We start from the raw sequence: 19,752 nt of genomic DNA, 5'->3' as shown, positions 1-19,752 counted from the left end.
CGAGCGCGGGCGCGCGCTCGATGAGACCTCTGGTCAGCACAACGTCGCCGAGACGGATGCGGTCCAAAGCGTAGTGCCGGATGTTCGCCCGATTGCGCGGTTGATGCATTCACAAAATCTTAACCAGCGACACTGGAGAACAAGGGTCCGATGTTCCTCGTCTCCAAAATCTTCTGGCTCCTTGCCCAGCCGCTCTCCCTCGCCTTCTTCAGCGCCCTCATCGGCTTTCTGCTGGCGCTGCTGGGCCGCGCGCGCATCGGCGGCGTTTTCGGCTCGCTTGGCCTCGTGGTGCTGTTCCTGACCCTGTTCACGACAACAGGCTCTTACTTCCTGCAGATCCTCGAAGACCGGTTTCCCCGCCCCTCCCCGCCGGCGGAGCTTACCTGCATCGTCGTGCTTGGCGGCGCCTTCGAGAACGTGGTGATCGATGGGCGCGGCGGCATCGAACTCAACCAGGCGGCGGAGCGCTTCGTCGAGACCGCCCGGCTTGCCAGGGCCTATCCTGCCGCCCGCATCCTCGTGTCGGGCGGAGACGGTTCGTTGAGCGGTGGCTATGCCGGCGACGCGGAGCTCTCGCGGCCGTTCTTCGACGCGTTCGGTATCGCGCCTGATCGTCTCGTCCGCGAGGAAAACTCGCGCACCACCTTCGAGAATGCGCGCAACACCAAAGATTTGTTGGGCGCGAACCAAATGGAGCACTGCGCGCTTGTCACCTCGGCCTACCACATGCCGCGCTCGATCGGCCTCTTCCGTTCGTTCGGCATCGACGTGATGCCTTGGCCGACGGACTATCGGACGAGCGGCAAGGTGAAGCTCGGCGTCGACTTCACCCAGCCCTCACTCAATGCGCAACTGACGACGACCGCCGCCAAGGAATGGACCGGGCTGCTTGCCTACTATCTGCTTGGCCGGACGCAGACGATCCTGCCACGATAGGCTTTTGCGATAGATCGCGGTGAGCGCCCTCTAAGTCCCCTCTCCCGCCTGCGGGGAGAGGGCTACTGCATGTTTCCTTAAATCGTAGCCGATTTAAGGAAACATGCAGCAATTCAAAGTGCTACAGCGTCCTTTGCGCGTCTGATAAGACGCGCGGCGCTGTAGGGTGAGGAGCAAGATCCTCAACTCGCTCTGTCATATCCTTGAATGCCACGGCCTTCCGCCCCGCTGACTTATTCCCGGCGTTGCGCTAATGATCGCGGATAGCGTCAACCCGGGCTCGGCGCAGTCCAGAGAGCGGAGTACCCATGCCGATCCTCGAAATTCTTGACTATGCCGGCGTGGCCGTCTTCGCGGCGACAGGTGCGCTTTCGGCATCGCGCAAACAACTCGATATCATCGGCTATCTGTTCCTGGCATCGGTCACCGGCATTGGCGGCGGCACGATGCGCGACGTGATCCTGGGCGTGACACCGGTGTTCTGGGTGTTGAACCCGGCCTATCTCATCATCTGTGCCTCGGTCGGGTTCTTGGTGTTCCTCACATCCCACCGCTTTGAGTCTCGCTACCGCGTGCTTGTGTGGCTCGATGCGATCGGCCTTTCGGCCTATTGCGTCATGGGCGCTGCGAAGGGGTTGGCCGCCACTGGCTCGCCGACCGTCGCGCTGGTCACCGGCATCCTGACGGCGACCTTCGGCGGCATCCTGCGCGATCTGCTCGCCGGCGAGCCCTCCGTGCTCTTGAGACCGGAAATCTACGTCACCGCGGCCCTTGTTGGCGCCGGGGCCTTCGTTCTGGCGACGGTGATCGGCATGCCGCTCGCAGCGACCTCCGCGATCGGCGTGCTCTCGGCCTTCGCGGTTCGCGGCGGCGCGTTGCGGTATGGCTGGACGCTGCCGACCGGCAAGGCCGGCCCCGGTCGCCACCCGAACGATGTGATGTAGAAGTTTTTGAAAACTTCACGACGCCTTCAGCGTCCGACGGACGCGGCGCCGTTCCTGTGGTCAGCGATCGGACTTGCGACGCAGGCGGACCACGACATCGACATGGGAGATCTCCATGCCTTTCGGAGGCTCCGGAAGATTGTCGATCTGGATATTGCTCACCGGAATGTCGAGCACCTCATTCTGCCCTTCAACGAAGAAATGATGGTGGTCGGACACATTGGTGTCGAAATAGGTCTTGGCGCTCTCGACCGCCAGCACGCGGATCATGCCCGCTTCGGTGAACTGGTGAAGCGTGTTGTAGACGGTGGCAAGCGAAACCGGGACGCCGGCCTCGACCGCCTCTTCGTGCAGCTCCTCGACGGTCAAATGACGGTCGCCCTTTGCGAAAATGAGATCCGCAAGCGCGACGCGCTGGCGTGTCGGGCGCAAGCCCGAATTGCGCAGCCTCTCCTGCGAACACATTTGTGGTGCTTTCGTCATACGCAGCCGTTTCGGTATCCTGGCCAAAATTCACAGATTATCCGTTTGCGATATAACTTCTGCCGCCGCCGCTTTCAATAGATTCCGAGCTTCCAGGGGTGCAAACGCCTGAAAATCGGCCCAAAGCGGGGGAAGGCTGGCATTTAACTCTGGTCGTGCCCACATTCATATTGTAAGCGACGGCGGAACGATGTCGCCAATAAGAGCCGCATGAGAGAAAAAGTGAAGCGGGTTTTCGCCGCCATCCGCACTACCTTATAGGATATCGTCGAAGCGGAAACTGCGGCAGACGGGATTGCCATTGGCGCAGGGCCACGCTTCAATTCAGCCCGAACTTGCTCTAAAGCAGGTCGGGGAACACTCAGTCACTCGGGGAAAAAACCATTCATGACCACCAGACAATCCAGCTTCAGCTATGAGGAAATCCTGACCTGCGGCCGAGGTGAAATGTTTGGCCCCGGCAATGCCCAGCTGCCGTTGCCGCCGATGCTGATGTTCAACCGCATCACCGACATCTCGGAAACCGGAGGCCCGCACGACAAGGGCTACATCCGCGCCGAGTTCGACATCACGCCGGACCTCTGGTTCTTCCCCTGCCATTTCATGGGCGACCCCGTCATGCCCGGCTGCCTTGGCCTCGATGCCATGTGGCAGCTGACGGGATTCTTCCTCGGCTGGCTCGGCGAGCCCGGCAAGGGCCGAGCGATCTCCACCGGCGAGGTGAAATTCACAGGTATGGTGACGCCAAAGACCAAGCTGGTCGAATACGGCATCGACTTCAAGCGCGTGATGCGCGGCCGCCTGGTGCTCGGCATTGCCGACGGCTGGATGAAGGCCGATGGCGAAGTGATCTACAAGGCCAGCGACCTCAGGGTCGGTCTTTTCCAGGAAAAGGCCGACTGAGCCGCAAAAAGGCCAGGACGGGTTCAAGTTAAGAAAAGGTCATTACCATGAGACGGGTTGTTGTCACGGGCCTCGGCATCGTTTCCTCGATCGGTAACAATGCCGAGGAAGTCACGGCATCGCTGCGCGATGCGAAATCGGGCATCACGTATTCGCCCGATTTCGCCGAGAATGGCTTCAAGTGCCATGTCTGGGGGGCACCCACGCTCGACCCGACCGACCTCGTCGACCGGCGTGCCATGCGCTTCCTGTCGCAGGGCGGCGCCTGGAATCACGTGGCGATGAAGCAGGCAATCGCAGATTCCGGGCTTGAAGCCGGCGACATCACCAACGAACGCACCGGCATCATCATGGGCTCGGGCGGTCCTTCGACCCGCACCATCGTCGAGGCTGCCGACGTCACGCGCAAGAACACGAGCCCCAAGCGCATCGGCCCCTTCGCGGTGCCGAAGGCGATGTCCTCGACGGCCTCGGCCACGCTTGCGACCTGGTTCCAGATCCATGGCGTCAACTACTCGATCTCGTCCGCCTGCTCGACCTCGGCGCATTGCATCGGCAATGCCGCGGAAATGATCCAGTGGGGCAAGCAGGACGTGATGTTCGCAGGCGGCCACGAGGATCTCGACTGGACCATGTCGAACCTCTTCGATGCCATGGGCGCGATGTCATCGAAGTTCAACGATACGCCGTCCTCGGCCTCGCGCGCCTATGACGCCAACCGCGACGGCTTCGTGATTGCCGGCGGCGCCGGCGTTCTGGTGCTCGAGGAGCTGGAGCGTGCCAAGGCCCGCGGCGCCAAGATCTATGCCGAGATCGTCGGCTATGGCGCAACCTCCGACGGTTACGACATGGTTGCCCCGTCCGGTGAGGGCGCTGTGCGCTGCATGCGCCAGGCGCTTGCGACCGTGAAGGGCGACATCGACTACGTCAACACCCACGGAACCTCGACGCCAGTCGGCGACTCCAAGGAAATCGGCGCCATTCGCGAAGTCTTCGGCGAAAAGATGCCGCATATCCAGTCGACCAAATCTCTCACGGGCCATTCGCTGGGCGCTGCCGGCGTCCAGGAATCGATCTACGGCCTGTTGATGATGCAGGCCGGTTTCATCGGCGAAAGCGCGCATATCAGCGAGCTCGACCCGGAGTTCGAAGGCGTACCGATCGTTCGCAAGCGGATCGACAACGCCAAGATCGACACGGTTCTTTCGAACTCCTTCGGTTTCGGCGGCACCAACGCCACGCTCGTCTTCCAGCGCTACAACGGATAACACAATGAACGGACTGATGAACGGAAAGCGCGGCCTCATCATGGGGGTGGCCAACAACCATTCTATTGCCTGGGGAATCTCGAAGGCGCTCGCCGCCCAGGGCGCCGAACTCGCCTTCACCTATCAGGGGGAAGCGCTCGGCAAGCGGGTCAAGCCGCTCGCCGCAGAAGTCAATTCCGACTTCCTCCTTCCCTGCGACGTCGAGGACATCGCGTCGGTCGACGCCGTGATCGCCGCCATCAGGGAGCGCTGGGGAAAGCTCGACTTCGTCGTTCACGCCATCGGCTTCTCCGACAAGAACGAGCTGAAGGGGCTCTACGCGGACACCACGCGCGACAATTTCAGCCGCACCATGGTCATCTCCTGCTTCTCCTTCACCGAGATCGCCAAGCGCGCCGCCGAGCTGATGAACGAAGGCGGCACGATGCTGACGCTCACCTATGGCGGCTCGACTCGGGTCATGCCGAACTACAATGTAATGGGCGTTGCCAAGGCGGCGCTCGAAGCCTCGGTGCGCTATCTCGCGGCCGACTACGGCACCCGCGGCATCCGCGTCAACGCGATCTCGGCCGGGCCGATCCGTACGCTCGCCGGCGCCGGCATCTCGGACGCCCGCGCGATGCTGTCCTGGCAGCAGAAGAATTCGCCGCTGCGCCGCACGGTGACGATCGACGATGTCGGCAATTCGGCGCTCTACCTTCTCTCCGATCTTTCGCGCGGCGTCACCGGCGAAATCCACTATGTGGATTCCGGCTACAACATCACCTCCATGCCGACGCTCGAGGCATTGCGCACCGCCGACGTGGAGTAAGACAGCCGATCCGGGTTACTCACCAGACGTACTTCCGCACGGAAAGCCACCACACACTTTTCCTGAATTGCCCGAACCCGGATCAGGCCGCCGTCCAGCCCCAGATCAATCCGAAAAGAACGGCCAGGAGCGCGAGGCCAACAATGGCTGTCGCGCCACGCATGTGTCGCAGCCTTCCCGGCGCAAGCGGCACGCGATAGAGTTTGCGGAGGAACGGGAGCGGAACTTCCGACGTCGCGCCATGTCCCTCGGCATGCTTGATATCGCGCGCAATGACCTCTTCAACATCTTCCATCATAGGGGGTCGAGCGGGTCCAAATCCCATCGCCTGCTCCTCTCCTGCAAAGACGCACCGACCCGGCCATGGTGTTCCTGATCGTCCTTGCTGGCAACTGGAAACGGCGCGCCGCGGCAAGCGACGGCGCTCTCCGGAGCGTGTACATTCATCTGGATGCTAACTCTTTGAACGCTAGCGTTTCGCCCAGAGGACCTTGAAGCGCGCATTGCGGCAGGTCTCGCCGCTCTCCTTGAAGTTTTCCGCGAGAACCTGCTCGTAGGGCAGGCCGCGATTGGCGACCAGCATCAGCCTGCCGCCGTGCTTCAAGGCTTTGGTGGCCGATCTGATGATCGCGGCACCGAGCGACGGCTCTGCGGCGTGCCCCTCGTGGAAGGGCGGGTTCATGACGATCAGGTCGTATTTGTCGCGCGTCTCCTCGCTGGTGAGGTCGTGCCAATAGAAACGGGCCGGTATCGAGGGGGCGTTCGCCATCATGTTGACGCGCGCGGCCTCCAGCGCTTCATAGTCCGCCTCGAAGAGATCGATGCCCTTCACGCCCGGCGAGGCATGGGCGAGCATCACCGAAAGATAGCCCCAGCCGGCACCGAAATCGGCCGCGTGGCCGGTAAAATCCTTGGGGAGCCGCGAGGCAAGAAGCTCCGAACCGGGATCCACCCGATCGTGCGAGAACATGCCAGGCGACGCCTCGAACAGGCCGTCGACACGCACCGGCACCTTGGCAAGCTGGGACACGGCCTCCGACACGTCTTCGGGCCGGGTGAACCAGAAGGCGACGCCATGATATTTCGGCAGCGAGTCCCCGTCCCAGCCGAACTTGCCGATCTTCTTGCGCAGCGGCTGGATCCCGTCCTCCTTGCCGCCTGCAACCACGACCAATGCGCCAGCGCGGGTGCGCTTGAGCGCCTCGGCGATCCGATCCTCGTTTTCGCCCTTGTGCTTGCCACAGAGCACCAGCGCGGCGTCATACTCGTCGCCCTCGGCGAGCGGAGTCACGTCGGCGCGTGCCGCTTCCAGCGCGCGATAGAGCGACCTTAGAGGCTGCACGGCAGCGATCGAGGCGGAAAAGTCCTGCGGCAGCCTGTAGCCCGCCTCGGCCCCGAGAAAGAGCACGCGTTCGTCCTCACCCGGCGGATCGATGACGCCGGTGTCGAAAGGGTGAAATAGGGTTTTCAGTGCGTCGCGGCTCATGGGGCTTCCGTCGGATTCGGTGCTGCCGAGAGGCCCCTCCCCAACCCCTCCCCACGGGGGGAGGGGCTTACCGGGTGCGCCCACTGTTCACCAATCCAACGGTTCCGCAAGTTCGGATGTTGAGTTGGGCGAACGAGGGCCATGCGCGACAGCCCCTCCCCCTTGTGGGAGGGGTTGGGGAGGGGTGATAAATGGGAGGCGTATGGCTACACCCCGGATGCGTTCGGCTTATTCGGCCGCTTCGCCACCGTCCTTCTTCTCCGCCTTCTCGGCGACGACCTCCTTGCCGGTCGCCTGATCGACGACCTTCATCGAGAGGCGAACCTTGCCGCGCTCGTCGAAGCCCATCAGCTTGACCCAAACCTTGTCGCCTTCCTTGACGACGTCGGTTGTCTTGGCGACGCGCTCGGAGGCGAGCTGCGAGATGTGGACGAGGCCGTCGCGGGCGCCGAAGAAGTTGACGAAGGCGCCGAAATCAGCGGTCTTGACGACCGTGCCTTCGTAGATCTGGCCGACTTCCGGCTCGGCGACGATCGAGTGGATCCACTTGCGAGCCGCTTCGATCTCCTTGGCGGAGGCGGATGCAATCTTGACCGTACCGTCGTCTTCGATGTTGATCTTGGCGCCGGTCTTTTCGACGATCTCGCGGATGACCTTGCCGCCCGAACCGATGACTTCACGGATCTTGTCGACCGGGATGTTCATCACTTCGATGCGCGGGGCGAATTCACCGAGCTGGCCGCGGCTTTCGGAGATGGCCTTGGCCATTTCGCCGAGGATGTGCATGCGGCCGCCCTTGGCCTGGTTGAGGGCAACACCCATGATCTCTTCGGTGATGCCTTCGATCTTGATGTCCATCTGCAGCGAGGTGATGCCGGCCTCGGTGCCCGCAACCTTGAAGTCCATATCGCCGAGATGGTCTTCGTCGCCGAGGATGTCGGAGAGAACGGCGAAGCGGTCATCTTCCTTGATGAGGCCCATGGCGATACCGGCGACGGGCTTTGCAAGCGGCACGCCTGCATCCATCAGCGCCAGCGACGTGCCGCAGACAGTGGCCATCGAGGAGGAACCATTGGACTCGGTGATTTCGGAGACGACGCGCAGCGTATAGGGGAACTGTTCCGCCGTCGGCAGCATCGGGTGGATGGCGCGCCAGGCGAGCTTGCCGTGACCGATTTCACGACGGCCCGGGGAACCCATGCGGCCCGTTTCACCGACCGAGAAGGGCGGGAAGTTGTAGTGCAGCATGAAGTTTTCCTTGTACATGCCGGTCAAGGAATCGACATACTGCTCGTCTTCGCCGGTGCCGAGCGTGGCAACCACGATTGCCTGCGTCTCGCCGCGGGTGAAGAGCGACGAACCGTGCGTGCGCGGCAGGATGCCGACTTCCGCGACGATTGGGCGGACCGTGACGAGGTCGCGGCCGTCGATGCGGCTCTGCGTGTCGAGGATGTTCCAGCGAACGATCTTGGCCTGCAGATGCTTGAAGACGGCAGCGATTTCTTCCGCCGTGTGAGGAGGATTTTCGATGCCTTCCGGCAGGAAGTGTTCCTTCACCTTGGCCTTGACGGCGTCGACGGCGGCGTAGCGGGCAGCCTTCTCGGTGATCTTGTAGGCGTTGCGCAGCTCGTCTTCGGCAATGACGAGCATGGCGTTTTCGAGCGCGGAATGATCTTCCGGTTCGAACTCGCGCGGCTCCTTGGCCGCAACTTCGGCAAGCTTGATGATCGCGTCGATCACCGGCTGGAAGCCCTTCTGGCCAAAGACGACGGCGCCGAGCATGATGTCTTCCGGCAGCTCCTTGGCCTCCGACTCGACCATCAGCACGGCTTCCTGGGTGCCGGCGACGACGAGATCGAGCGAGGATTCATCCATCTCGTCGAGATGCGGGTTCAGCACATATTCGCCGTTGATGTAGCCGACGCGGGCGCCGCCGATCGGGCCCATGAAAGGGATGCCGGAAAGCGTCAGCGCGGCGGAGGCCGCAACCATCGAAACGACGTCCGGATTGTTCTCCAGGTCATGCTGCATGACCGTGACGATCACCTGGGTGTCGTTCTTGTAGCCTTCCGGAAAGAGCGGACGGATCGGCCGGTCGATCAGGCGGGAAACGAGCGTTTCGTTTTCGCTCGGGCGACCTTCGCGCTTGAAATAACCGCCGGGAATCTTGCCGGCAGCGTAGGTCTTTTCCTGGTAGTTGACGGTGAGCGGGAAGAAATCCTGGCCCGGCTTCGGTGCCTTGGCCGAAACGACGGTGGCAAGCACCACCGTTTCGCCGTAGGTGGCGAGAACGGCACCGTCAGCCTGACGCGCGATCTTGCCGGTTTCGAGCTTGAGCGGACGCCCTGCCCATTCGATTTCTACCTTGTGGGTCTCGAACATGTTCTGTCCTTCGTGTGCGGGAGACCTTCCGCGGCTTTTGCAGCGCGGATGATCTGAGAGCCGCTTGGTGGTGGCGCATCACGGGCAAGACAACGGGAGGCTTCTAAACAAACCGGCTCGATTCCGTCTCGCCGTGCTGCCCGCGTGGCAGCTCCGGCGCGCGGGCGCCGAAGCATCCTGCAATCCTGCCCCATGACGGGCCATCGGTTGATCCGCGATACCGGCCCATCCGGTTCGCTGGACATTCTCTCCAATCCTCGCGCCACAGGCGCCAGCGGAGAGACAATTCTGCCGCGCGGTTGCGTCCTTTCAGACGCACAAAAGTCGCAGCAGCACTTTGAATTTCTGCATGTTTCTATCCTTCAATCGGCCCCGATTTAAGGAAGCATGCAGCAGGCGATCAAGCGCCCAATAAAAAGCCGGCGGACCGCAAGCGGCCCGCCGGACAAAGTCGTTTAGCGACGGATGCCCAGGGCACCGATCAGCTTGGTGTAGCGCGCTTCGTCTTTCTTCTTCAGATAGTCGAGGAGCGAACGACGGCTGGAAACCATCGCGAGAAGACCACGGCGGGAATGGTTGTCCTTCTTGTGGCCCTTGAAGTGTTCGGTCAGGTTGTTGATCCGTTCCGTCAGGAGCGCAACCTGGACTTCCGGAGAACCGGTGTCGCCTTCAGCGGTCGCGAATTCCTTGATGAGCTGAGCCTTGCGCTCTGCAGTAATCGACATCGGATGATCCTTTCGTTTCGAGGATTTCGGGGTCGCCGGCAGCCGGGATGTCGTCCAGCCGCGGCCGTTCATACGAAGAGGCAGTCCCCTTCGCTGGCGTGCCTATAAACGAAATGGATCGAAAAGGAAAGGGTCATGGAACCCGGCGTCCGGAGGCGGCACGCCACGCTTCAATTGCCGGTTGGCTGAAGGCGCGCTCGCCGGTTTCCGGGAATCGAAGGTGCTATCCGGCAAACCCTTGAAAAGCGTCCGCGTCCATCACTCTCGCCGTCAACTTCCGGTTTCGGCCGGTACGTCGCCCCTGCTGCTGCGCGGAATCCGGATGGTCCATTCGATGCCGTCCGGGTGCATCGTCCTTTCGAGCTCAGCCCCAAGCGCCATGCCGAGCATACGCTCGAGCACGACCGTTCCGAAACCCGTTCGCCCGGGAGTTTGTTTCGGCGGCGCAATATCCGCTCCCTCTTCGCGCCAACGGATAGCGATCATTCCATCCGACACTGACCAGTCGAGCCTGATGATACCGGTCGCGTTGGCAAGGGCGCCGTATTTGGTCGCGTTGGTCGCCAGTTCGTGCAGCGCCATACCGAGCATCTGAGCCACTTGCGTTTCCAACCGCAAGGCCGGACCGGTGAGGACGATGCGCTTCGGGTCGTCGGGGGTAAAAGGTTGCAGCTGATCCTGCGCCAGTTCTTGGAGATCGACACCGAGGGCAGCATTGGCGACCATCAGGTCGGTCGATCGGGCAAGTCCGGCAATCCGCTTTCGAAACGCCTCGGCGAATTCCAACGCGCTCTCGGCGGAACTGGCGGATTGGTTCAGCATTGATTGAATGACAGTGAGCTGATTCTTGGAGCGGTGCGCAACCTCCCTCATCAGAAAACGGATTTCCCCTTCAGCCTTGGTGCGCGCTGCGGCCGCCCGGGCGAACGCCCTCGATACGTCCTCGACCTCGGTAATCATGTAGCGACGCGGTTTGATCGGCTCGCCGGCGCCGAGGCGCCGGGCGTCCATGGCAAGCAGCTTCACCCCCTGCGAGAGCAGGCGGGCGATGGTCAGCGAACCCGCGACCGCGATGCTTGCGAAAATGATGCCGCCGAGCGACAACCAGAGGAACGACCACACTATCGGCGCATCGACAACCTGACGCGGCGCCCAGGCGACGATGCGCCATCCGGTCACGATGGAAAACTCGGTCGCGACGCGGTAGTCCGCGCCGTTTTCGCTGATGTTGGCAACGCCGATGCTGATCGCCGGCAGCTTCTCGAGGAAGAATGTGTCGCCCGCTTTGACCGCGGCATCGGAAGACACGATCACCTTTCCGCTGCCATCCACCAGTGCGGCATTCCAGCCGGGCGACAGCGTGTCGCGGTTGACAGCCTTCGCCATCCCGTCAGCGTCTTGCGTCAAGGTCAACAGATAGCTCTCCCCGGTTGAAAGACTGACCGGAAGATAGACATTGAAGGCCCATCGCCCGTCGGTCTTGTCGAAAAACACGCCGGAGACGAGTGGACCCTTGTTCTTGAAGGCAAGTTCGATCGACTCCGGATCGGACGCCTGTCCAAGCGGCGCACCGAAGGGAAGTCGGGTATTCAGTCTCTGATTGCGGTTCCTGTCTATGACAATCAGGTTGGAATCACTGTCGGCCAAGGCGACGGAAGCGCGGCCGTAAAAGGCGCGCATGTCGCGCAACTCCATCGCGCTCGATGTCGAAAGAACCTTGAGCGTCGTCAGCATGCCCTCGATCTCGCGCTCGACGATGCGCGCGACCGAGCCGGTCGAGGCGTTCAGGAGCGATGTCACGACCTGCTCCTGTGCATCCATGCTGCGTTTCAGGATGACGAAGGAGAAGATGAAGGAAGGGATGATCGCGACCAGCAGCAGCGAAATCAGATAGAAGCTGAACGGCCGGCGGAGACGGTCCCGAACGAAGGCGGCTGCGGCCTGCAAGCCGCCGCGCGAAGCTTCTCCGTGGTCCTTCCCTGACACCTCAGTCACCCGGGCCGCCTTTCACCGTCTATCGTCGCGCCGCCGGCGGCCAACGATCAAACGAGGTCCCGTGGCTCCTGCGCGTCGGCCGCACAACCGCCACGAGTTGGCGCATGGCAAGATCGCGATCTCGGATTGAGCTCGATCGCCGCGAACGGCCATATCCGCAGCTTGCGCCGAACAGATCGAATCGTCACTCGCGATCATGCGTCAGCGTTCCAGCAAACGCAAACCGCCTGCAGCGTCGCGCGTCTTTTCAGACGCGCAAAGGACGCCATAGCACTTTGAATTGCTGCATGTTTTATCCTTGAATCGGTTCCGATTTAAGGAAATGTGCAGCCGTGCCGACGGATCAGGACGTCGCGAACACGCGCCTTGGCCGGAATTCGCCTTCGGCGATCTCGCCGATCGCCACGAGCTTGCCGCGCGCCGTCGCATAGGCCTCGGGAGCAGGCAATGGTGCCTCGCGTCCGCGCAGGATGATCGGATTGCCCATCTTGAGGCGGTGCGCCTGATCGTCATTGACGGCGATGTGCGGCAGGCCGGAAAGAGCCTCGCCCGTCTCGATCAGGAAGTCATCCAGCGCCGCGAGCCTCTCGGCATCGTCCTCGATCTTCTCCAGCGCAACGAGGTCGGCAAGCGGCACCATGTCATCCTCGCCGAAGGGAGCGACGAACGTGCGGCGCAGCGAGGCTATATGTCCGAAGCAGCCGAGATCGCGGCCCATGTCGCGGGCAAGCGAGCGAACATAGGTTCCCTTGCCGCATTCGATCTCGAAATGCGCGAGATGCGGCGTGCATCCGATCAGTGACAGCCGGAAGACCTCCACTTCGCGGGCCGGAATTTCCACCGCTTCCCCGTCGCGGGCGAGATCGTAGGCGCGTTCGCCGTCAATCTTGATCGCCGAGAATTGCGGCGGCACCTGGCTGATCACGCCGGTGTATTTCGGCAGCAGGGCGCGGATCGCCTCTTCCGTCGGCCGCTCCGCCGAGGAACGGATGACGTCGCCCTCGAGATCGTCGGTCGTCCGCTCCTCGCCCCAGGCGACGGTGAACTCGTAGATCTTGCGCCCATCCATCACGTAGGGAACGGTCTTCGTCGCGTCACCAAGCGCGATCGGCAGCATGCCAGAGGCGAGCGGATCGAGCGTGCCGGCGTGACCCGCCTTCTGCGCCTTGAACAGCCACTTGATCTTCGAAACGGCCTCGGTGGAACCAAAGTCGAGCGGCTTGTCGAGGATCAGCCAGCCCGAGATCGGGCGACCCTTGGGTTTGCGCGGTTTGGACATGGATCTTTCTTATTCTTCGTCGTCGGTATCGGAATCGAGGTCGCGGCTGACTTCGGGCGAGCGCAGCAGCTCATCGATCTTCTGGTAATTTTCGAAGCTGGTATCGTCGCGGAAGCGGACTTCCGGCATGTATTTCATCTGCCGCAGCTGCGGCCCGAGCCGTCCGCGGATGAACTTCGCGTTCCGGTTCAATGCCTCGATTACCGCGCCATGGTCGCTCATGCCGAGCGGGGTCACATAGGCCGTGGCGATCTTCAGATCCGGCGACATGCGCACCTCGGAAATGGAAATCACCGTCTTCTCGATCAAGGGATCACGCACCTCGCCACGCTGCAGAACCTGCGTGATCGCGGCGCGCACCTGTTCTCCCACGCGCAGCATGCGCTGGGAAGGGGCGGAGGATGTGGATTTGGTCATCGTGCTTACCTCGGATCACGTCATGACCTTGGATTGAATCCACTCAAGACCACAGACGGGATCGATTTCAAATGAAACGCGGAATGCGGGCGGAAACCGCCCGCGCTTTTCTCATCCCGCTTCAAAAAATGCGAGCGCCGAACAGAAGCCGGCGCTCGCACAGTCTCGAACCGGACGGATATCAGAGTGTGCGCGTAACGTGTTCGACGCGGAAGCACTCGATTGTATCGCCGGCGCGAATGTCTTCGTAGTTCTCGAAGGCCATGCCGCATTCCTGGCCGGCCTGGACTTCCGAGACTTCGTCCTTGAAGCGCTTGAGCGTCTTGAGCTTGCCCTCGTGGATGACCACGTTGTCGCGCACCAGACGGACGCCCACACCACGCTCCACCTTGCCCTCGGTGACACGGCAACCCGCGACCTTGCCGACCTTGGTGATGTTGAACACCTCCAGGATCTCGGCATTGCCGAGGAAGGTCTCGCGCCGTTCGGGCGACAGCAGACCCGACATCGCCGCCTTCACGTCATCCACCAGATCGTAGATGATGTTGTAATAGCGGATTTCGATGCCGGAACGCTCGGCCGCATCGCGCGCCTGCTTGTTGGCGCGGACGTTGAAGCCGATGATCGCAGCGTTCGAAGCTTCGGCGAGCGAGATATCGGACTCGGTGATACCACCGGCACCCGAATGCACGACGCGCGCCCGAACCTCGTCGGTGCCGAGCTTTTCGAGAGCGCCGGCGATCGCTTCGATCGAGCCCTGCACGTCGCCCTTGATGACCAGCGGGAACTCCTTCATGCCGGAAGCATGGAGCTGGCTCATCATCTGCTCGAGCGAACCGCGCGAGCCGGACTGGCGCGCAACCGCCTTTTCGCGTGCAAGCCGCTGGCGATATTCGGAAATCTCGCGCGCGCGGCTTTCGTTCTCGACGACTGCGAACTTGTCGCCGGCCGCCGGCGTACCGGAGAGGCCGAGGACTTCGACGGGGGTCGACGGGCCCGCGGACTTCACATGCTCGCCCTTGTCGTTGACCAGCGCGCGCACGCGACCCCACTGGTCGCCGGCGACGATGATCTGACCGGGGGTCAGCGTACCCTTCTGGACGAGGACGGTTGCAACCGCACCGCGGCCGCGATCGAGCTCGGCTTCGACCACCGTACCCTCGGCCGTCCGGTTCGGATTGGCCTTGAGGTCGAGGATTTCGGCCTGCAGCAGGATCGCCTCGAGCAGCTTGTCGAGGTTGGTGTGGTTCTTCGCCGAGACTTCGACGTCGAGAACTTCACCGCCCATCGATTCAACGAAGACCTCGTGCTGCAGCAACTCGGTGCGGACCTTCTGCGGGTTCGCCGTCGGCTTGTCGATCTTGTTGATCGCCACGATGATCGGCACGTTGGCCGCCTTGGCGTGGTTGATCGACTCGATCGTCTGCGGCATCACGCTGTCATCGGCAGCCACGACGAGGACGGCAATGTCCGTCGCCTGGGCGCCGCGGGCACGCATGGCCGTGAAGGCGGCGTGGCCGGGGGTGTCGATGAAGGTGATCTTCTGACCGTTCTGTTCGACCTGATAGGCACCGATGTGCTGGGTGATGCCGCCGGCTTCGCCGGCCACCACGTTGGCGTGGCGGATCGCATCGAGCAGCGACGTCTTGCCGTGGTCGACGTGACCCATGATCGTGACGATCGGCGGGCGCGCCTCCATCGTCTCTTCGGTGTCGGCGATGTTGAAAATGCCCTCTTCGACGTCCGATTCCGAGACGCGCTTGACCGTGTGGCCGAATTCGCCGGCAATGAGCTCGGCGAGATCGGCATCGATCAGGTCGCCCGGCTTCATCATCTGACCTTCCTTCATCAGGAACTTGATCACGTCGACGGCGCGTTCGGACATGCGCTGCGACAGTTCCTGAATCGTGATGGTTTCCGGCAGAACGACTTCGCGCGAGATCTTTTCGCGGGTCTCCTGCATCTGGCTGCGTTTGAACTTCTCCTGCCGGCGGCGCATCGCCGAGAGCGAACGGCCGCGCTGACCGCCATCCTCGTCGACGGCGGCCGTCAAGGTCAGCTTGCCCTGGCGGCGGCCATCGTCGCCCTTCGGGCGGGTGACCGGCTTCGCGGGCTCCGGACGCGCGACCTTGCCCCGAGCGGGACCGGCGCCGCGCGAACCGCGATCTTCCTCTTCGTCGTCACCGGCACGGCGGCCACGAGGCGCGGCTCCGCCCGGCGCCTGCGGGGCGGCCGGAGCCGGACGCGGCGGTTGCGGCCGCGTGTCGGGACGGCGTTCGGCCGTAACGGCGGGCGCAGCAGCGGCCGGCCGCTCTTCCTCGACTTTTTCGGCGACGGCCGCCGGGCGCGCTGCCTCTTCGGCGGCGCGGCGAGCAGCCTCTTCCTTTTCGCGGGCGAGACGTTCTTCTTCCTCGCGCCGGCGCAGGACTTCCTCCTCGGCGCGGCGCTTCGCTTCCTCGGCGTCACGGATCTGCGCTTCGGCGAGCGCGCGGCGGCGGGCCTCGATCTCGCCTGCGGAAAGATCGTTCAGCACGACGCCGACACGCGAACGGTTCTGCTCCTGGCGCGGCTGATGCGGCTGCGGCTGCGGCGCAGGCCGTCCGGACGGCTGCGGCGGAACAGGACGCTGCTCGGCCTGGCGGGCGGCAGGCGTCGCAGCAGCCGGCGTGATCGGCCGCTCGTCCTTGTGACGCGCCAGACCGAATTTCTTCTTGGTCTCGACCACGACCGCCTTGGTGCGGCCGCGGCCCATATCCTGACGCACTGTCCCCTGCTGAACCCCGGAGGGTTTCAGGGTCAGCGTCTTCTTGCCCGCTACGCTGAGTGTCTTGTCGTCTTTGTTATCGGTCATTCCGTTCCGTTCCTAGCGATCAGGGCCGGATGCGAAACACCTGACCCTGTCTTCCAAATTGTCTCAAACAATGCTCGCGATGCCGGCCCTTGCCGGTGACGCGTATCATTGCTGTGGCTTGCCAGCGCCGCCTTCGGCCCGGACCGGGACGGATCCTCGGTACTTTTCGAGCATGATTGCGCGCTTCACTACACCCTCACCCGCCTGCCCTGCAAGCGCTGCGGCATGGATAAAAGCATTACTTCCCAAAAGCCCATCCATTTCCGCCGCCGTGAAGGGGCGGAATGCGGCTATCTCCTTTTCGTCCTCGGCGACGAAGCTCATCGCCTTGCGAGCCTGATCGATCTTGCGGACACCGTCGGCGGCCGCATCAATGGCGTGGAAGACGGCGAGCGCCGCAAGTCCACGCACCGCCTGTTCCGTCTTCGTCGCCCCGGAAACGAACTGGCCGGCCTTGCGCGCCATGTTCATCATTCCGGCAAGCTGCTCGGCAAGCAGCCTGTCGACGTCGTCCGCCAGCGCCGCGTCGGCCCTGACATCGGCCTTGAGGGCGCGGGCGAAGAGCTTCTTCGCCACCGCCTTCTCGACAAGCGATCGCTCCGCCTTGATCCAGCATCCGCGCCCGGGAAGCTGCCGCTTCAGGTCCGGCACGACGCGTCCGTCAGGAGCGGCAACGAAGCGGATCAACTCGTCCGGCGAACCGCTCTCGCGACTGACGATGCAGGTCCGGGTGCTGCCGCTCCGGTCCTTCGGACCCTTGTCCGAAGGCAGGGTGTCAGCATCGGTTTCCGCTGTCATCGTGATCAGGCGTCCTGCTCGGCGCCTTCGGCGACCTCGATCGGCTCTTCTTCCGCCTCGCTTGCCAGATCCTCTTCGGTGATCCAGCCAGCGGCCAGGCGCGCCTGGACGATCATCGCCTCCGCCTCCTCACGGGTTACCTCGAACTTCGAGAAGATACCCTCGAAGCGCTTGGTCTCGCCGTCCTTGCGCTCGGACCAGCCGACGAGATCGTCGGCGGCGCAACCGGCAAAGTCCTCGACGGTCTTGATGCCCTCTTCGCCGAGCGCGACCAGCATCTGGCTGGTCAGCCCATTGATCGTGCGCAGTTCATCGGCGACCCCGAGTTCCCTGCGCTTGGCGTCCATCTCGGCCTCGATCTTGTCGAGATAGTCGCGGGCGCGGGTCTGGATCTCGGTCGCGGTCTCTTCGTCGAAACCGTCGATCGACGAGATCTCGTCCAGATCAACATAGGCAAGTTCCTCGACCTGGGCAAAGCCTTCGGAGGCGAGCACCTGGCCGACCATCTCGTCGACGTCGAGTGACTCCATGAAGAGCTGGGTCCGCTCGTTGAATTCCTTCTGACGCCGCTCGCTTTCCTCCTGCTCGGTGAGGATATCGATATCCCATCCGGTCAGTTGCGAAGCGAGGCGGACGTTCTGGCCGCGGCGGCCGATGGCGAGCGAAAGCTGCTCGTCCGGAACCACCACTTCGATGCGCTCGGCATCCTCGTCGAGAACGACCTTGGCGACTTCCGCCGGCTGCAGGGCGTTGACGATGAAGGAGGCCGGATCCTGCGACCACGGAATGATGTCGATCTTCTCGCCCTGAAGCTCGCCGACGACGGCCTGGACGCGCGAGCCGCGCATACCGACGCAGGCGCCGACCGGATCGATCGACGAGTCGTTGGAAACGACAGCGATCTTGGCGCGCGAGCCGGGGTCGCGGGCAACCGACTTGATCTGAATGATGCCGTCGTAGATTTCCGGCACTTCCATGGTGAAGAGCTTGACCATGAACTGCGGATGCGTGCGCGACAGGAAGATCTGCGGCCCGCGCTGTTCACGGCGCACATCGTAGACGAAGGCGCGAACGCGGTCGCCGTAGCGCATGTTTTCGCGCGGGATCATCTCGTCGCGGCGGATGATGCCTTCGCCACGGCCGAGATCGACGATGACGTTGCCATATTCGACACGCTTCACCGTGCCGTTGACGATCTCGCCGACGCGGTCCTTGAATTCCTCGTACTGGCGGTCACGCTCGGCTTCGCGGACCTTCTGCACGATAACCTGCTTGGCCGACTGCGCGGCGATACGGCCGAAATCCATCGGCGGCAGCGGATCTGCGATGAAATCGCCGATCTTGGCGTCCGGGTTGCGATCGCGCGCAAGCTCAAGCGGGATCTGCGTCGAATAGTCGTCCGCCTTCTCGACCACTTCCAGAAGGCGCTGCAGACGGATTTCGCCGGTCTTCGAATTGATGTCCGCGCGAATGTTCGATTCCGAGCCATAACGCGAACGAGCCGCCTTCTGGATCGCATCCGCCATCGCGGCCAGAACGATCTCGCGGTCGATCACCTTTTCGCGTGCCACAGCATCTGCGATCTGCAGAAGTTCGAGCCGGTTAGCACTGACTGCCATATCTTGTCTCCGTCTGGTTGCAGGGGCCTCTGAAGCACGCCCTGCCTTATTCGATAGGTGAATCTTCGTCTTCGAAATTCTGGTTGGCGGCGCGCGCCGCCTTCGCCTTCTTGTCGGCCGTCAACGCGTCGCGGATCAGGTCGTCGGTCAGGATCAGCCGGGCATCCGAAAGCGCCGTGAACGGAATTGCGACAACAGCTTCCTCACCGTAGGCGGGCTGATCCCGCTCGAGACGGAAGCCGTCTTCGTCCACCGACACGATCTTGCCGCGAAACCGCTTGCGACCTTCGACCATCACCGAAGTCTCGCATTTCATCAGATGGCCCTGCCAGCGGACGAAATCGGACTTGCGCACCATCGGGCGGTCGATGCCCGGCGACGACACTTCCAGATGATACGCCTTGTCGATCGGATCTTCCACATCGAGGACGGGCGAAATGGCCTTGGAAACCTCTTCGCAATCCTCGACCGTCATGGTGCCGTCGTTGCGCTCCGTCATGATCTGGAGCGTCAAGCCGTTCTGGCCGGACATGCGGACGCGCACGAGGCGGAAGCCCATCTGCACGAGCACAGGCTCGATGATGTCGGCAATGCGCTGATCGAGACCAGTTTCGGTGATCAACCGCGGTTCATTTGCATTTTCAGCCGTTGTCTTATCGGACAAACGATCGTCTCCTCATCGGACCGGCTAATAAAAAAGAGCGGGTCCTGACGGGCCCACTCTTCATCTAACCGATCAAGAATTTGACGCTCATATACGCTTCATCGCCGCAAATTGCAAGGCTTGCGACCGCGACCACAGGAGCGGCGACCGAGGGCGGACCAGTTTCGTGTCCGATCGTCAATTTCAATGGC

General features: G+C 62.6%; 17 protein-coding genes. 5 read left to right on the top strand and 12 right to left on the bottom strand.

Annotation, left to right across the window (positions count from 1 at the left end):
• Window positions 1–150 precede the first annotated feature (150 nt).
• Both QA637_RS17980 and QA637_RS17975 read left to right on the top strand, forming a co-directional pair.
• The gene (locus tag QA637_RS17980; RefSeq protein ID WP_283062617.1) at window positions 151–936 is read left to right on the top strand and encodes a YdcF family protein; all 786 of its coding nucleotides are present in this window, start codon (window positions 151–153) and stop codon (window positions 934–936) included.
• Between the two features lie 308 nt (window positions 937–1,244).
• Window positions 1,245–1,880, top strand: a complete 636-nt coding sequence (locus QA637_RS17975) for a trimeric intracellular cation channel family protein (RefSeq protein ID WP_283062616.1) — start codon at window positions 1,245–1,247, stop codon at window positions 1,878–1,880.
• Window positions 1,881–1,940: 60 nt separating this feature from the next.
• On the opposite strand, the gene irrA is transcribed toward QA637_RS17975, so the two are convergent.
• Window positions 1,941–2,363 carry an iron response transcriptional regulator IrrA gene (gene irrA / locus QA637_RS17970; RefSeq protein ID WP_283062614.1) on the bottom strand — a complete coding sequence of 141 codons (423 nt, stop codon included), beginning with the start codon at window positions 2,361–2,363 and terminating at the stop codon, window positions 1,941–1,943.
• Window positions 2,364–2,750: 387 nt separating this feature from the next.
• Between irrA and fabA the strand changes: the two genes are divergently transcribed.
• From fabA to fabI, 3 genes are read left to right on the top strand one after another with little or no spacing between them, the layout of a single operon-like run.
• Window positions 2,751–3,266, top strand: coding sequence for a 3-hydroxyacyl-[acyl-carrier-protein] dehydratase FabA (gene fabA, locus QA637_RS17965; protein WP_153442463.1), 516 nt, complete (start codon window positions 2,751–2,753; stop codon window positions 3,264–3,266).
• 47 nt (window positions 3,267–3,313) lie between these two features.
• Entirely contained in the window at window positions 3,314–4,534 is a 1,221-nt protein-coding gene (fabB, locus tag QA637_RS17960) for a beta-ketoacyl-ACP synthase I (protein ID WP_283062613.1), read from the top strand.
• Window positions 4,535–4,538: 4 nt separating this feature from the next.
• A complete protein-coding gene (gene fabI, locus QA637_RS17955) occupies window positions 4,539–5,345 on the top strand; it encodes an enoyl-ACP reductase FabI (protein WP_153442461.1) in 807 nt (268 codons plus the stop codon).
• An 82-nt stretch (window positions 5,346–5,427) separates the two neighbouring features.
• Here fabI and QA637_RS17950 read toward each other — a convergent pair whose 3' ends face one another.
• The 11 genes from QA637_RS17950 to rimP all read right to left on the bottom strand — a co-directional run bounded on the left by QA637_RS17950 (window position 5,428) and on the right by rimP (window position 19,561).
• A complete protein-coding gene (locus tag QA637_RS17950; protein ID WP_283062611.1) occupies window positions 5,428–5,643 on the bottom strand; it encodes a hypothetical protein in 216 nt (71 codons plus the stop codon).
• Window positions 5,644–5,814: 171 nt separating this feature from the next.
• On the bottom strand, window positions 5,815–6,831 hold the full coding sequence (locus QA637_RS17945; protein ID WP_283062610.1) for a class I SAM-dependent methyltransferase: 1,017 nt from the start codon (window positions 6,829–6,831) through the stop codon (window positions 5,815–5,817).
• Between the two features lie 228 nt (window positions 6,832–7,059).
• Entirely contained in the window at window positions 7,060–9,213 is a 2,154-nt protein-coding gene (gene pnp, locus QA637_RS17940; protein WP_153442458.1) for a polyribonucleotide nucleotidyltransferase, read from the bottom strand.
• 455 nt (window positions 9,214–9,668) lie between these two features.
• The gene (gene rpsO / locus QA637_RS17935) at window positions 9,669–9,938 is read right to left on the bottom strand and encodes a 30S ribosomal protein S15 (protein WP_136509269.1); all 270 of its coding nucleotides are present in this window, start codon (window positions 9,936–9,938) and stop codon (window positions 9,669–9,671) included.
• A gap of 270 nt (window positions 9,939–10,208) precedes the next feature.
• A complete protein-coding gene (locus tag QA637_RS17930; RefSeq protein WP_283062607.1) occupies window positions 10,209–11,933 on the bottom strand; it encodes a sensor histidine kinase in 1,725 nt (574 codons plus the stop codon).
• Window positions 11,934–12,276: 343 nt separating this feature from the next.
• Window positions 12,277–13,212 (bottom strand): tRNA pseudouridine(55) synthase TruB, encoded by a 936-nt coding sequence (truB, locus tag QA637_RS17925; RefSeq protein WP_153442457.1) that lies wholly within the window; start codon window positions 13,210–13,212, stop codon window positions 12,277–12,279.
• A 9-nt stretch (window positions 13,213–13,221) separates the two neighbouring features.
• A complete protein-coding gene (gene rbfA, locus QA637_RS17920; protein ID WP_153442456.1) occupies window positions 13,222–13,629 on the bottom strand; it encodes a 30S ribosome-binding factor RbfA in 408 nt (135 codons plus the stop codon).
• A 181-nt stretch (window positions 13,630–13,810) separates the two neighbouring features.
• Window positions 13,811–16,480, bottom strand: coding sequence for a translation initiation factor IF-2 (gene infB / locus QA637_RS17915; RefSeq protein ID WP_153442455.1), 2,670 nt, complete (start codon window positions 16,478–16,480; stop codon window positions 13,811–13,813).
• A 105-nt stretch (window positions 16,481–16,585) separates the two neighbouring features.
• Complete coding sequence (locus QA637_RS17910; RefSeq protein WP_153442454.1) at window positions 16,586–17,278, bottom strand: RNA-binding protein; 693 nt, start codon at window positions 17,276–17,278, stop codon at window positions 16,586–16,588.
• Between the two features lie 5 nt (window positions 17,279–17,283).
• Window positions 17,284–18,897 (bottom strand): transcription termination factor NusA, encoded by a 1,614-nt coding sequence (nusA, locus tag QA637_RS17905; RefSeq protein ID WP_283062603.1) that lies wholly within the window; start codon window positions 18,895–18,897, stop codon window positions 17,284–17,286.
• A gap of 46 nt (window positions 18,898–18,943) precedes the next feature.
• Window positions 18,944–19,561 carry a ribosome maturation factor RimP gene (gene rimP / locus QA637_RS17900; RefSeq protein WP_153442452.1) on the bottom strand — a complete coding sequence of 206 codons (618 nt, stop codon included), beginning with the start codon at window positions 19,559–19,561 and terminating at the stop codon, window positions 18,944–18,946.
• Window positions 19,562–19,752: the final 191 nt, after the last annotated feature.

The organism is Sinorhizobium terangae, assembly GCF_029714365.1.
Classification (GTDB): domain Bacteria; phylum Pseudomonadota; class Alphaproteobacteria; order Rhizobiales; family Rhizobiaceae; genus Sinorhizobium; species Sinorhizobium terangae.
This window is presented reverse-complemented; position numbering and strand designations above follow the sequence as displayed.

Excerpts from the sequence above, each read along its gene's own strand:
- QA637_RS17980 (WP_283062617.1), top strand. The coding sequence starts at position 151 with ATGTTCCTCGTCTCCAAAATCTTCTGGCTCCTTGCCCAGCCGCTCTCC.
- QA637_RS17975 (WP_283062616.1), top strand. The coding sequence starts at position 1,245 with ATGCCGATCCTCGAAATTCTTGACTATGCCGGCGTGGCCGTCTTCGCG.
- irrA (WP_283062614.1), bottom strand. The coding sequence starts at position 2,363 with ATGACGAAAGCACCACAAATGTGTTCGCAGGAGAGGCTGCGCAATTCG.
- fabA (WP_153442463.1), top strand. The coding sequence starts at position 2,751 with ATGACCACCAGACAATCCAGCTTCAGCTATGAGGAAATCCTGACCTGC.
- fabB (WP_283062613.1), top strand. The coding sequence starts at position 3,314 with ATGAGACGGGTTGTTGTCACGGGCCTCGGCATCGTTTCCTCGATCGGT.
- fabI (WP_153442461.1), top strand. The coding sequence starts at position 4,539 with ATGAACGGACTGATGAACGGAAAGCGCGGCCTCATCATGGGGGTGGCC.
- QA637_RS17950 (WP_283062611.1), bottom strand. The coding sequence starts at position 5,643 with ATGATGGAAGATGTTGAAGAGGTCATTGCGCGCGATATCAAGCATGCC.
- QA637_RS17945 (WP_283062610.1), bottom strand. The coding sequence starts at position 6,831 with ATGAGCCGCGACGCACTGAAAACCCTATTTCACCCTTTCGACACCGGC.
- pnp (WP_153442458.1), bottom strand. The coding sequence starts at position 9,213 with ATGTTCGAGACCCACAAGGTAGAAATCGAATGGGCAGGGCGTCCGCTC.
- rpsO (WP_136509269.1), bottom strand. The coding sequence starts at position 9,938 with ATGTCGATTACTGCAGAGCGCAAGGCTCAGCTCATCAAGGAATTCGCG.
- truB (WP_153442457.1), bottom strand. The coding sequence starts at position 13,212 with ATGTCCAAACCGCGCAAACCCAAGGGTCGCCCGATCTCGGGCTGGCTG.
- rbfA (WP_153442456.1), bottom strand. The coding sequence starts at position 13,629 with ATGACCAAATCCACATCCTCCGCCCCTTCCCAGCGCATGCTGCGCGTG.
- infB (WP_153442455.1), bottom strand. The coding sequence starts at position 16,480 with ATGACCGATAACAAAGACGACAAGACACTCAGCGTAGCGGGCAAGAAG.
- QA637_RS17910 (WP_153442454.1), bottom strand. The coding sequence starts at position 17,278 with ATGACAGCGGAAACCGATGCTGACACCCTGCCTTCGGACAAGGGTCCG.
- nusA (WP_283062603.1), bottom strand. The coding sequence starts at position 18,897 with ATGGCAGTCAGTGCTAACCGGCTCGAACTTCTGCAGATCGCAGATGCT.